Annotated in this window: 13 protein-coding genes; 3 read left to right on the top strand and 10 right to left on the bottom strand. The window is 70.9% G+C overall.

Going from position 1 to position 12,648, the window contains the following annotated elements:
• The first annotated feature begins 54 nt into the window (after nt 1-54).
• Nucleotides 55-990 carry a hypothetical protein gene (locus tag JOD65_RS05785; protein ID WP_191193329.1) on the top strand — a complete coding sequence of 312 codons (936 nt, stop codon included), beginning with the start codon at nt 55-57 and terminating at the stop codon, nt 988-990.
• 18 nt (nt 991-1,008) lie between these two features.
• Here JOD65_RS05785 and JOD65_RS05780 read toward each other — a convergent pair whose 3' ends face one another.
• The 7 genes from JOD65_RS05780 to JOD65_RS05750 all read right to left on the bottom strand — a co-directional run bounded on the left by JOD65_RS05780 (nt 1,009) and on the right by JOD65_RS05750 (nt 7,857).
• Nucleotides 1,009-2,484 carry a sensor histidine kinase gene (locus JOD65_RS05780; protein WP_191193330.1) on the bottom strand — a complete coding sequence of 492 codons (1,476 nt, stop codon included), beginning with the start codon at nt 2,482-2,484 and terminating at the stop codon, nt 1,009-1,011.
• A 199-nt stretch (nt 2,485-2,683) separates the two neighbouring features.
• A complete protein-coding gene (locus tag JOD65_RS05775; protein ID WP_191193331.1) occupies nt 2,684-2,989 on the bottom strand; it encodes a DUF1416 domain-containing protein in 306 nt (101 codons plus the stop codon).
• Nucleotide 2,990: 1 nt separating this feature from the next.
• Nucleotides 2,991-3,854, bottom strand: coding sequence for a sulfurtransferase (locus JOD65_RS05770; protein ID WP_191193332.1), 864 nt, complete (start codon nt 3,852-3,854; stop codon nt 2,991-2,993).
• Between the two features lie 28 nt (nt 3,855-3,882).
• Complete coding sequence (locus JOD65_RS05765) at nt 3,883-4,365, bottom strand: DUF4395 domain-containing protein (RefSeq protein WP_191193333.1); 483 nt, start codon at nt 4,363-4,365, stop codon at nt 3,883-3,885.
• A 287-nt stretch (nt 4,366-4,652) separates the two neighbouring features.
• Entirely contained in the window at nt 4,653-5,123 is a 471-nt protein-coding gene (locus JOD65_RS05760; RefSeq protein ID WP_191193334.1) for a TlpA family protein disulfide reductase, read from the bottom strand.
• 116 nt (nt 5,124-5,239) lie between these two features.
• Nucleotides 5,240-7,438: a carboxypeptidase regulatory-like domain-containing protein gene (locus tag JOD65_RS05755; RefSeq protein ID WP_191193335.1), complete on the bottom strand. Its 2,199-nt coding sequence runs from the start codon at nt 7,436-7,438 to the stop codon at nt 5,240-5,242.
• Nucleotides 7,439-7,548: 110 nt separating this feature from the next.
• A complete protein-coding gene (locus tag JOD65_RS05750) occupies nt 7,549-7,857 on the bottom strand; it encodes a MoaD/ThiS family protein (protein ID WP_191193336.1) in 309 nt (102 codons plus the stop codon).
• A gap of 79 nt (nt 7,858-7,936) precedes the next feature.
• On the opposite strand from JOD65_RS05750, the gene JOD65_RS05745 reads away from it, so the two are divergent.
• The gene (locus JOD65_RS05745) at nt 7,937-8,656 is read left to right on the top strand and encodes a winged helix-turn-helix transcriptional regulator (RefSeq protein ID WP_191193337.1); all 720 of its coding nucleotides are present in this window, start codon (nt 7,937-7,939) and stop codon (nt 8,654-8,656) included.
• Nucleotides 8,657-8,799: 143 nt separating this feature from the next.
• Nucleotides 8,800-9,618, top strand: coding sequence for a mycothiol synthase (mshD, locus tag JOD65_RS05740; protein WP_191193338.1), 819 nt, complete (start codon nt 8,800-8,802; stop codon nt 9,616-9,618).
• A gap of 131 nt (nt 9,619-9,749) precedes the next feature.
• Here mshD and ygfZ read toward each other — a convergent pair whose 3' ends face one another.
• The 3 genes from ygfZ to JOD65_RS05725 all read right to left on the bottom strand — a co-directional run bounded on the left by ygfZ (nt 9,750) and on the right by JOD65_RS05725 (nt 12,555).
• On the bottom strand, nt 9,750-10,685 hold the full coding sequence (gene ygfZ, locus JOD65_RS05735) for a CAF17-like 4Fe-4S cluster assembly/insertion protein YgfZ (protein ID WP_191193339.1): 936 nt from the start codon (nt 10,683-10,685) through the stop codon (nt 9,750-9,752).
• Nucleotides 10,686-10,747: 62 nt separating this feature from the next.
• Entirely contained in the window at nt 10,748-11,995 is a 1,248-nt protein-coding gene (locus JOD65_RS05730; protein WP_191193340.1) for an MFS transporter, read from the bottom strand.
• Nucleotides 11,992-12,555 carry a winged helix-turn-helix domain-containing protein gene (locus JOD65_RS05725; protein ID WP_191193341.1) on the bottom strand — a complete coding sequence of 188 codons (564 nt, stop codon included), beginning with the start codon at nt 12,553-12,555 and terminating at the stop codon, nt 11,992-11,994. Before JOD65_RS05725 ends, JOD65_RS05730 begins: the two co-directional genes overlap by 4 nt.
• Nucleotides 12,556-12,648 lie beyond the last annotated feature (93 nt).

The raw sequence follows: 12,648 nt of genomic DNA, 5'->3' as shown, positions 1-12,648 counted from the left end.
CTCGCCGAACCAGCCCGTGGGGGCGCTGGTTTCGTCGAAACGTGGGGGTACACCGTGTCCGATCAGGCACGCATGGGGTCGACCGTGCTCAGCAGGCGCGCAGCCGTCCGCGGAGCCGTGTGGGCGCTGCCCGCGGTCACCGTCGCGACGACCGCGCCCGCCTTCGCCAACACCTCGGGCCGGCCCGCAGTCACGGAGCTCGTCGCCTCCTACGTGCCGGGCCAACCCGAAGAGCTCACTGTGTCGGCGACCGTCACCGGCTTCGACGCCAGCTATCAGCTGGCGCTCACGCTCCCAGCTGGTGTCTTCGACAGCGTCGGCTCGGAGGCCGCGTCCGGGCCGGCCAGCACCGGCTTGGACACGAGCCACACCCTGCTCTTCACCGGCACCACGTCCCAGTTCCAGGCAACCCTCCACCTCGGGTCGCAGACCCAGATCCCCTGGCGAGGGTTCCGTGGTTCGGCCTTCACCCTCAGCGCGATCGCCATGTCGGGCGCCCAGCAGTCCGACCCCAGGCCGGCAGCCGTCCCGCCCTGCGACATGCCCAACACTCCACTCAGCTTCGAGCCCATCGCAGCCGCCAGCCTCCGGCGCCTCTCCGCCTACGACATCGCTGCGCACCCTGAATACGCGGGCGTGATCGGCAAGATCGTCCTCGTCATCGCTGTCCCCAAGGTCGCCGGCGCAGACATGCCCGAGACTGCAGCCATCCACAGCGCGTGGACGCGCACCGAGGTCGTCGACGGGTCGGACAAGTGGCTCTACCGATTCACGACGACGCAGTCACACCACACGTCCAGGACCGGTCCGCAAGGCGGCAACTCGGACCGCGGCCCCGCCCCTGACTCCTCCGGCGGCAACCACTACGAGTTCTGGGCCGACATGCAGGGCATGCCGCCCTCGCTGGTCGACAGCGACGCTGTGTTCAACTTCTCCGTCGAGGGTGACGCTGACGCGCGGTTCTGGCGACTGGGGACCATCACGGCCTGAGGGGTCGCCAGGCACCGCTCAGCGGGGCAGCAGCACGCAGACGCTGGTGCCCTCGCCGGGCGTGCTCTCGAGCGACACCACGCCGCCGTGCGCCTCGACGATGCTGCGCACGATCGTGAGGCCCAGGCCCGTGCCGGGCACCTGGAGCCGGCGGGCGTTCTCACCTCGGTAGAAGCGGCCGAACACCTGCTCCAGCTCGGCGGGGTCGATGCCGGTGCCCTCGTCGGTGATCGTCAGCACCACGTGTTCATCACGCGCCGCCAGGTCGACCGTCACGAAGCAGCCCTCGCGGCTGTAGGCGATCGCGTTGTCGAGCAGGTTGTCGAAGACCTGGCGCAGGCGCATCCCGTCGACGACGGCGAGCAGGGAGCCAGGCATCCGACTGGTGATGCGCACGCCCCGGCTGTCGGCGGCGAGCGAGGCCGCGTCGACCGCCTCGCACAGGATCACGGCGAGGTCGACCCGGTAGGGGTCCACCAGCGGCGAGCCGGCCGAGACGCGCGTGGTGAAGAGGAGGTCGGCGACCAGGTGCGAGAGCCGCAGCATGTTGCGCCTCGCGGCGGTCACCTGCTGGTGGCCCTCGGGCGTGACGTCGGTCGACTCGTCGAGCAGCTCGAGGTAGGCCAGCGCCGCCGTGAGCGGCGTACGCAGCTCGTGGGAGATCGTCGAGACGAACTCGTCCTTCACGCCCATCGCGCGGACCAGGTCGGTGACGTCGTGGTAGGCGAGGACGGCACCCGCGAGCGCACCCGAGCGGTCGAGCACCCGGCGCGCGGAGACGGACAGCGCCCGGCGCGAGTGGGGGTCCTCCCCCACCCACAGTCGTACGTCGTCGAACTCCTCGCCGCGTGACGCGCGCACCGACGGCATGTCGTCGTGCTCCAGCGGCCGCTGGTCGACGTCGTAGGCGAAGCCGGTCTGCCCGGCCTGGCCGAGGTGACCCTCGGGGAAGGCGAGGTCGAGGAACTCGCGGTGCCGGCTGTTGGTGGCGAGGTAGCGGCCCTGGGCGTCGATCCGGAGCAGTCCGACCGCGACGCCCTCGAAGATCGCCTGGGCCGTACGACGATCCGCGTCCGCCGCGGCCTCAGCGGCGTCGAGCCGGTCGACGAACGCCTGGCGCTCGCTGAGGTCGACGATCTGGGAGATGAAGTGGATCGGGGTGCCCAGCTGGTCGCGCAGGAGGGCGACGGACAGGTCGCCGACCAGGATGCTGCCGTCGGCGCGGAGATAGCGCTTGGTGATCCGGTAGGAGCTGATCTCGCCCGCGAGCGTCTGCTCGAACAGGCGCAGGTCGGCGTCGAGGTCGTCGGGGTGGGTGATGTCCTGGAAGGACTTCGTGACGAGCACGTCGGACTCGTGGCCGAGCATCTCGCACAGCGCGACGTTGGCCGTCACGAAGCCGCCCGTCGGGGACACGATCGCCATCCCGACCGGCGAGTGCTCCATCGTCAGGCGCCAGAGCTCGTCCGTCTCGGGCGCGTGTGGAGGCGCCATCTCAGCGACCATCACCACCTCCGCTCCTCCCGACACGACCCAAGACAAGGCACGCGGCCTGAACCGCAACGGTAGGACTCGCGCGACCGCGTCGACCGGGGTGTGGGGGAACAGTGGCGAAAATGAGAGGAACGCCCCACGCTCAGTGCGCGAGACGTCCCTCTCGTGGTCTGGACCAGTCGTGGTCCCAGGGGTCGTTTCAGGCGGTGACGAGCACCTGCACCTCGGCGACCGAGCCCGTCGCGGCGACGACGCGGGTGTCGACCGGCTGGGCCTTCGGCGCCAGCGTCCGCAGGGTCCACTCGCCGTCGCCGGCGAAGAAGCGGAAGTGCCCCGTCGCGGACGTCGGCACCTCGGCGGTGAACTCGCCGGTGCGGTCGAGCAGCCGGACGTACGCGTTGGCGACGGGCTCGTCACCGCTGCGCAGCACCTGGCCCTGGATCACGGCTTCCTTGGCGACGTTGACGCCGTCGAGCGACAGGCCGCCTTCCTTGGCTCCGCACATGTCAGTTGCCCTTCCCGTCGGCGCTGCCGGGCTCGTCGCCGAGGGCGACCGGGACGCCGACGAGCGAGCCGTACTCGGTCCAGGAGCCGTCGTAGTTCTTCACGTTCTTGCGGCCGAGGAGCTCGGTCAGCACGAACCACGTCAGCGAGGAGCGCTCACCGATGCGGCACAGCGCGATCGTGTCCTTGCCGGTGTCGAAGCCGACCTCGTCGTAGAGCGCGGTCAGCTCCTCGTCGGACTTGAAGGTGCCGTCGTCGTTGGCGTTCTTGCTCCACGGCACGTTGACCGACGTCGGGATGTGGCCGGCACGCTGGGCCTGCTCCTGCGGGAGGTGGGCCGGGGCGAGCAGCCGGCCGGCGTACTCGTCGGGGCTGCGCACGTCGACGAGGTTCTGCGTGCCGATCGCGGCGACGACCTCGTCGCGGAACGCGCGGATCGAGGGGTCCTGCTCCTGCGCGGTGTAGGACGCCTTCGCGCGGGTCGGGAGCTCGTCGGTCAGCTCGCGGGAGTCGAGCTCCCACTTCTTGCGGCCGCCGTCGAGGAGCTTGACGTCCTCGTGGCCGTAGAGCTTGAAGTACCAGTAGGCGTAGGCGGCGAACCAGTTGTTGTTGCCGCCGTAGAGCACGACGGTGTCGTCGTTGGAGACGCCGCGCCCGGACAGCAGGGCCTCGAACTGCTCCTTGTTGACGAAGTCGCGGCGGACCTGGTCCTGGAGGTCGGTGGTCCAGTCGAGCTTGATGGCGCCCCGGATGTGGCCCTTGTCGTAGGCGGTGGTGTCCTCGTCGACCTCGATGAGGACGACGCCGTCGGTGTCGAGGTTGTCCTCGACCCACTGGGCGGTGACGAGCGAGTTCTCGCGGCTCATGGTTGGTGTGCTCCTTGTGTTTTCTGGATCAGACGGTGGCGATGAAGCGGCGGACGAGCAGGTAGACCTCGCATCCCAGGCAGAAGGCGAAGACGGCGTTGAGGAGGGCGGCGACGAGCGCGAAGCCGACCGCCACCTGGGCGACGACGGTGGCGCCGGCCGCGAAGGCGACCAGCCCGACGAGCGCGAACGCGAGGCCCACGGCCTGGGCGAAGCGCGGCGGCTCGGGGGCCTCCCACTCGGTGGGCGGGGCCAGTCGCGGGCGGACGAGCGTGCGGAACAGCCAGGCGTGCGGCGTCGATTGCACCCCGCGCACCGCACCCACGGCGAACAGCACCGCCTGCACGGCGAGCAGCGCGACGGCGTACGGCGTGGGGAGCAGCAGCACGGCCACCAGGACGACGGCGGTCAGGGCGGCGGCGAGCTGCGGGCCGCGGGGGTCGATCGCCCCCTCCGGACGGAGGGCGGCATCGGGACCCTGGGCAGGTCTGGGCGTGGCGGTGGCGGTCATGTCTCTCCTGAGGTCGGTCGGCACGGCGGGGCCGGGCACGCCGGGGCAGGGCCCGGCATGCGGGTCCCACCGACCGAGCACGGTCCGGCGACGTCAGGCCGGACGGAGGGGCTCAGGCGAGCGGTGGGACCGCTACGACATTCGACACAGCGCCGAGCGCACGCGGCAGTGGTCCACTGCGCGGCGCTTCGTGAGCATGGTCGAGGACATGACGACGACCCTAGGCGCTCCGACCATCTCGACCCCGCTTCGTCTCACGATGTGACCCACGCATCCATATCGTGAGATCACACGCGCGCCAAGGCGGTCAGGACCTGGTCGCGGGTGGGTGCCCCGGTCGCGCGGGTCACCTCGGCGCCGGCGGCGTCGAGCACGAGGGTGGTGGGCGTGCGGAGGATGCCGAGGGTCCGCGTGGCCTCGAGGTGGTGCTCGGCGTCGATCTCCACGTGGGCGACGCCGTCGACCAGCCCGGTCACCTCGCCCAGCACCCGCCGGGTGGCCCGGCACGGGGCGCAGAACGCGCTGGAGAACTGCAGCAGCGTCGCCCGCTCCCCCAGCTGCTGGCCCACGGCGGCGACCAGCTCGGCGCCGGGTCTCGTGTCGGGCGCCTCGTCGGTCGCGACGTCGGGCGCGACGTCGGTTCCGGGACGGCGTACGAGCCTGGTGCCGCGGAAGCGGCCGTCGGTCGCGAGCCGCCGCAGGCCGAACGACAGCGCCAGCACGACGGCGACGACGACGATCCAGGCTCCGGTGGTCACACCCGCCCAACGACGGCGCGCGACGGATTTGTTCCGCGCTCCGGGCCGCCGGAAATGGAGCGAGGCCCCGGGACGGATCCCGGGGCCTCGCGTGGTGGTGCAGGTGGAGCAGGTGGTCAGCGCTTGAGCTTGATCTTCTTCTCGATGTCGCCCGAGCCGACCTTGCCCTTGCCCTTCACTGTGAAGACGAGCTTGTGCTTGCCCTTGCCGAGCGCCTTCTTGAAGGTGACCTTGCCGGTGCCCTTCTTGATCTTGCCCTTGCCGAGCTTCTTGAGCTTGTCGTCGCCGTTCTTCTTCGTGCCGACGATCTCGAACACGGTGATCGTGGCCTTGACCTTCTTGGCCTTGAGCGGCTTCACCTTGAGGGTGATGGCGGCGGACTTCTTGGAGACCTTCGCCTTCACCTTCGGCTTGTAGCCGACCTTGTAGGTGGCCTTCGTGACGGCCTGACCCTGCGTGAAGCCGAGGTCGTTGGTGACGCGGCCGGTGACCTTGTCGCCGAGATTCTTCTTGGTGAGCTTGAGCGAGGGACCGGTCGCAACGACCGCGCCCTTGACCAGCCACTCGTAGGTGAACTCGTTGTCGGCCATCTGGGTCCACACGCCCTTGTCGAGGCGCAGGGTCTTGCCGACCCAGGCGTCGCCCGTGACGGTCGGGCGCTCAACGGCCTTGACGTCCTTCGCCAGGGCGGCGGAGATGCCCGTCACCACCTCGCCGGGCTTGACCGTGACGGTCTTCGCCTCGGCGGCGACAGCGTTGTCCCACCACTCCGACACGTGGTAGTCGGCGCGGAGCTGGACGGTGTAGTCGCCGGGCCACAGGTTGCGGTTCTCGTAGGTGCCGTCGGCCTTGTGCTCGTCGGCGTTGTCCGCGTAGTTGCGGTCGGCGTCGTAGAACGCGACCTGCGGGTTGTCCGGGATGCCACCGGCCTCGCTGGTGATCGCACCGGAGACACCACCCGCGACCGGCTGGACGAAGTCGACGACCCGGGGGGCCGCGGTGACCGCGGCGGCGGTCTCGTAGCCGTACTTCTGACCGGTCCAGACGGTGCGGCGGGCGAAGTCGCCGTCCTCACGGGCCGGCTCACCGACCACCTCGATCTTGAACTCGGTCTCGCCACCCACGCGGTCGAGCGTGGTGAACGCGTAGCCGCCGGCACGGTTGGAGATGGTCGTGGCGACGACCTCCTTGTCGACCGGGTTGGCGGGAGTGTTGTAGGCGCGGACCGTGTAGCCCACACCGACGCCGCCGAGCTGGTCGCGGACGGTGCCGCTGAGGTCGACGCCCGTCGGGGCGGGCTTGCCGGTGGGCGCGAGGCCGGCGTCGACGCCGGCCACGGCCTGACCGGGGGCAACGGTGACGACGGTCGGAGGCGACACCGGGCTGCCGTACTGGTCGACGCCGACGTTGTTGTAGTACTCGGTGCGGAACTCGCCGATCGGGTCGGAGAAGCTCACCTGGTGGGCACCGGTGGTCACGTTCTCGATCAGGTAGAGGCCGGTGGCGTCGGTGAAGTCGCAGTTGGAGTTCGAGCAGACCTCGACCCGGTGCAGTGCCGCGCCGGCGTCGCTGGTGACGCGACCCGCGATCGAGCCGCCGGGAGCGAGGGTGACGGTGCCGACGCTGGTGCCGGGGGCGACCGCGTCGGCGGACGCGATGTCGGCCTTGTCGGAGTAGTACTCCATCGCCAGCGACTTCTTGGTCTTCGGGTCGTAGCCGGAGAACTGCAGCTTGACCGCCTCGGTCGCGCCGATGCGGAACCCGCCCGTGGAGTTGGTCGTGTAGGTGGCGAGGGTCGCGTTGTCGTCAGCGGCGTAGGCCACCACTGAGGCGTTGTCGACCGGACGGCCGTCGGTGGTCGTGACCGTGCCGGTCACGGTCGGGATCGCGTCGATCGTCCACGCCGGGAGCGTCTGGGCGGCGCCGGCCACCGTGATGAAGTCGGCGGACACGAGGGCGGCCTTGTCGCGGTAGTACTCGCTGACGAACTCGGAGCTGTCGAAGTCCGGTCGGAACTGGAGCTTGTAGAGGCCGTCCTCGAGGTTGAGGTCGAAGGCACCCCCCTCGGTCTGCACCGATGGCAAGGAGTCGTACTCGAACTCCTCGACTGTGCCGTCGCCGTCCTCGTCGGAGAACTTGTAGATCGAGACGAAGCCGTCGACGTAGTTGCCCGCGGCGTCGATGGTGCTGCCGCTGATCGTGACTGCGGCGTGGGCCGGCGCTGCCAACCCGATCGTGAAGCCAGCCAGCGCCGTCGCGGCGGCGGCGCCACCTGCGACGAGGCGCGCGAAGGCTCCCCCGTTAGTGCTCATCATGCTTGTGTCCCCCTTGGACTCATGTCTGCACGCACGTGCACGACACGCAAGCCATCCCCCGTAGGAGGCCTGTCGGGACGTAGTTCTATCGCATGTCTGTGTGGTTGCGCTCACCCTCCCGCAAACGGGGGCAGGAGCTCGACGACGTCACCCGGGCGTACGACGACCGCGTCCGGGTCCTGCGTGCGGACCGGCCGGTCGCCGAGGAGCACCGAGCAGACGCCGACCGTACGGGCCATCTGCTCACCCGGGTGACGCTCGAGGACGCGGGCGACGACGTCGGCGAGACTGAGCTCGCCCGTCGTCTCGTCGGTCTCCCAGACGTCCTCCGCGGTCCCCGCCGCGGCCCGGGCGCCTGCCCAGTAGCGCACGGTGATCGCTGTCTCACGACTCCGCTCAGCGTCCGTCGGGTGGCTCATGCGGGATATCCTTCCTCATCCCCGGCTGACGCCTCCGGCTGACGCCCCGGCTGATCCCCCGCACGAGGAGGGCCCCGCGATGAGCGCACTGCTGCTGCTCACGAGCGCGCTGCAGCCCTCCGCCGAGGTGCTCCCCGGGCTCGCGCTGCTGTCGCACACCGTGAAGATCGTCCCGGCCCAGGGCAGCGCGCTGCTCGACGCGCCCGAGTCCGATCTCGTCCTCGTCGACGGGCGCCAGGACCTCGCCGCGGCCCGTGACCTGTGCCGGCTGATCCGCACCACCGGCACCGACGCCCCGGTCCTGCTCATCGTCACCGAGGGCGGCCTCGCCGTCGTCGCCCACGACTGGGGCATGGACGACGTCGTCCTCCACACCTGCGGCCCGGCCGAGCTCGACGCCCGGATCCGCCTCGCGATCGGCCGCGCGAGCGCCGCCGCGCCCGACGACCCTGCCGCCCACGTGATCCACCGCGGCGAGGTCGTCGTCGACGACGCCACCTACACCGCCCGCATCGGCGGGCGCCCCCTCGACCTGACCTACAAGGAGTTCGAGCTCCTGAAGTACCTCGCCCAGCACCCGGGCCGGGTCTTCAGCCGCGAGCAGCTGCTCCAGGAGGTCTGGGGCTACGACTACTTCGGCGGCACCCGCACCGTCGACGTCCACGTCCGCCGCCTCCGCGCCAAGCTCGGCACCGAGCACGAGCACCACATCGGCACCGTCCGCAACGTCGGCTACCGCTTCGTCGTGCCCACCCGCGACCCCGCTCCGGAGACCGCTCCCTCCTCGACGTCCTCCTGATCCCGGTCTCTTCCCCGGTCTCCCCCTGGGGGTATCTAGGGACGAAATGGTCGTCGACGTGCGCGATCCACGACCATTTCGTCCCTAGATACCCGGGTTCGGCCCCGGGCGACGGGCTGGCGGGCGCCGCTAGGGTCGACCGCATGCAGGCCCCCGTCCCAGGAAGAGTCGCGCAGATCGCCGGCGAGGCCGCGGCCGCAGACGGGGCCGACCCGCTCGACGAGGCGGCCCGCATCGCCCTCGCCGACGGTGCCGCGTCCGTCATCGCGGAGGACGACGCCTTCGCCCTCCTCCATGCCGGCGACCTGTCACTCGTCGTCCGCCCGACGGCCCGCGGCCGCGGCCTCGGGTCCGCGCTGCTCACGCGCGCCGAGTCGTCGTACGGCACCGGGCTGACGGCGTGGTCGCACGGCAACCACCCGGCCGCTGCCAGGCTCGCCGCCCGCCACGAATGGGAGCGGGTGCGCGACCTCTGGGTGATGCGCCGGCCGACCTCCCTCCCCCTGCCCGCCCTCGAGGTGCCGGACGGCGTGACGATCCGGTCCTACCGCGACTCCGACGCCGCCGACGTGGTCGCGGTCAACGCTGCCGCGTTCGCCGACCACCCCGAACAGGGCGCGATGGACCTCGACAACCTCAGCCGACGGATGGCGGAGCCGTGGTTCGACCCGGCCGGGCTGCTCGTCGCGGAGGACGAGTCGGGGATGCTCGGCTTCCACTGGACCAAGCAGCACGACGCCCGCCTCGGTGAGGTGTACGTCGTCGGCGTCGCGCCGGCCGCACAGGGCCGCGGGCTCGGCAAGGTGCTCACCCTGGCCGGGCTGCACCACCTCGCCGGACTAGGCGTGGACGAGGTGCTGCTCTACGTCGAGTCCGACAACGCGCCCGCCGTCGCCGTCTACTCCCGCCTCGGCTTCGGGCACGCCGACACCGACACGCACGTGCAGTACCGCCGCCCCTGATCGGGCGGGCCCAGCTGCGTCATACGAAGTCGCACCGATAACTGCCGATCCGTATGACGCTCAGCCCGTGCCAGCCCGCTGCGTCATACGAAGCCGCACCGATATGTGCGGGTTCGTATGACGCGGGCGCGTCAGCGGAGAGGGCGGACGTGCAGGCCGACCTCGGGGTCGACGACGACCTCCTGCGCGGCCGGCATCTCGTCGACCGTCAGGGCAGCGTCGACCGGCACGTTGCGCTTGACCAGCGCAAGCGCGATCGGGCCGAGCTCGTGGTGGCGGGCGCTGGAGCCGACGAAGCCGACGTCACGACCCTCGTAGGACACCGGGGACCCGACGGGCGGCAGGCGGTTCTCCGACCCGTCGAGGTGCAGCAGCACCAGCCGGCGGGGCGGACGGCCGAGCGTGTGGACCCGCGCGACGGTCTCCTGGCCGCGGTAGCAGCCCTTGTCGAGGTGCACCGCGGCGCCGATCCAGCCGACCTCGTTGGGGATGGTGCGGTGGTCGGTGTCGAGGCCGAGCCGCGGCTCGCCGCGCTCGATGCGCAGCGCCTCGAAGGCCCAGAGCCCGCACGCCGGCCCGGCCGCTTCGGCGTACGCCTCGAGGCGGTCGCGGGGCACGAGGTCGTAGCGACCGATCCCCTCGCCCGGGCGCCACATCACGGCGACGTCGTCGACGAGGGAGACCTCGACGCGGGTCATGAACTTCATCCGCTCGAGCCACTCCGCCAGCGCCGCACCGGCGCCCGGCTCGGTGTGGGCGGTGAACGCCTCGCCGTCGTCGACGCCGGTGAAGGCGTGCTCGACGTGGCCCTGCGGGCTCAGCACGAGCGCCTGCGTCCAGGTGCCGGGGGCGAGGCCGTCGAAGTACTGCGTGGTCAGGTTGTGCAGCCACGACAGCCGCTCGGGTCCGGAGATGCGTACGACGTCGCGGTGCGAGAGGTCGACGAACCCGTCGCCGCGCGCGAGGCTGCGCTGCTCGGTGTTGAAGGAGCCGTAGTGGGCGGCGACCGGGGCGTCGATCCCGTCGCCCGCGACGGCACCGGGCAGGGCGAGGAGCGGGGACTGCATGCCACGAGTCTAGGCGCCGACACCATGAAGGCAGTTGGGCTGCCGCATGCCGTTCACCACGCTCAGCCCGGGCCCACGAGGTCCGAACTGCCTTCATGGTGCTCGACGGAGTCCGGCTCGGCATCGCGTCGCACCAGCTGGTCGCGCAGCCAGAAGGCGACGTGCCCAGCGCCGGCCAGCGTCGCGACGCCGATGACGAGGAAGATCCACCGCCAGTCGACGACGGTCACCAGTGCGGCACCGAGGGCGAGCGAGACCGCGCTCGGCACGGTCATCACGACCTCGGCGGCCGTCGAGACGCGACCCATCAGCCGCTGCGGCGTACGACGCTGCAGCAGCGTCATGTAGGCGACGACCAGCAGCGGGAGCGAGACGCCGAAGAACACGATGCTCACCAGCACGCCCGCCATCACCGGGGATGCCGCGATGCCGAGTGCGCTGACCCCGAGGAGCACCAGCCCCAGCACGCTCGTCGCGACCTCGCCGAGACGTCGTACGCACCGGGCGGAGGCGATGCCGCCGACGACCGCGCCGATGCCCTGCACCGACACGATCACGCTGACGTAGGTGGCGGGGCGGTCGAAGTGGTCGGTGAGCGCGAAGATCGCCGACTCCGTGAAGCCGAGGACGAGCATGGACAGGCCGAACCCGATCAGGAGGTGGCCGAGCACCCGGTCGTGCACGAGGTGGCGCAGGCCGTCGGTGAGCTGGTTCCAGTAGGCGGCCTGCTCGTGCTCGGGCGTCTCCTCCTCGACCCGGATCGTCGAGATGATGGCGGCCGCGACGAGGAAGGACGCGGCGTCGACGAGGGCGACCGCCCAGCCGCCGAGCCAGGCGAAGAGCGCGGCGCCGAGCAGCGGGCCGAAGAGCCGGTAGGACTCCTTGACGGTCTGGATGCTCGAGTTGGCGTCGACGAGCATCCGCTCGGGCATCAGCTCCTTGAGCAGGCCGTTGAGGCCGGCGGGCAGGACGACGAAGCTGACGCCGTAGAGCCCGGCGACCGTCCAGATGATCCAGACGTCGCCGGCGTCGCGGACCAGCAGCAGCAGCAGGACGGCGACGGCCGAGAGGACGTTGCCCCACACCAGCATCGGCTTGCGCTTGATCCGGTCGAGCCAGACGCCGACGAACGGCGCGAAGATCGCCGGGATGCACATGAAGAAGAACGTGAAGCCGGCCATCGCGCTCGAGCCGGTGAGGGTCTTCACCCAGATGCTCAGCACCAGCAGCATGATCGAGTCGCCGAGCATCGACGTCGTCAGGCCGGCGAAGAGCCGCGTGAAGCCCGGCTGGGCGAAGGCGGCCCTCATCGCTCGATCTCCACGGCCGCGCCCCAGGCGACGATCTCGCACAGGCGGGCGCCCTCGGGACGCTCGCCGGTGCCGAGGCGGTCGTCGTACGTGCCCGCCAGCTCGGCCAGCCGGCCGGTCAGGTCGCCGAGCTCCTCGGGCGTGAGCCACGCGACGTGCTGGGTCAGCCCGGCGCTGTCGCGCCAGCCCGGGTCCGTCTCGCGCTCGCTCGCGCCGAGGAACCGGTCGACCCACCGCTCGAGCAGCATCCGGCTCAGCGCCTGCCCGGCGCGCAGCTCGTCACGACCGACGTCGTCGTCCTCGGCCCACGACATCCCGATGTGCCGCATCTGCCACGGCCGCTGGCGTCCGGTGCCGCCGGCCGCCTCTTCGATGAAGTCGTGCTCGGCGAGCTTGCGCAGGTGCCACGAGCAGTTGGCCGGGGTCTCGTCGAGCTGGTCGGCGAGCTCCGTGGCGGTCATCGGCCCGTGGACCGACAGCAGCTCGATGATCCCCATCCGGACCGGGTGGGCGACGGCGGCGAGGGCTCGGGGATCGCGGAGGCGGCGAGGGTTGGACATCTGTCGAAAGTAGTCTTTCGAAAGAGTTCTTGCAATAGGTCGGCACCGCCGAAAGTCACCGGATATCCGGTGACCTCCCCGCTTTGCACCCGA

The sequence above is a fragment of the Nocardioides cavernae genome, assembly GCF_016907475.1.
Lineage (GTDB): Bacteria > Actinomycetota > Actinomycetes > Propionibacteriales > Nocardioidaceae > Nocardioides > Nocardioides cavernae.
Note: the sequence above shows the minus strand (reverse complement) of the source record. Positions and strands in the feature narration are given on the sequence as shown.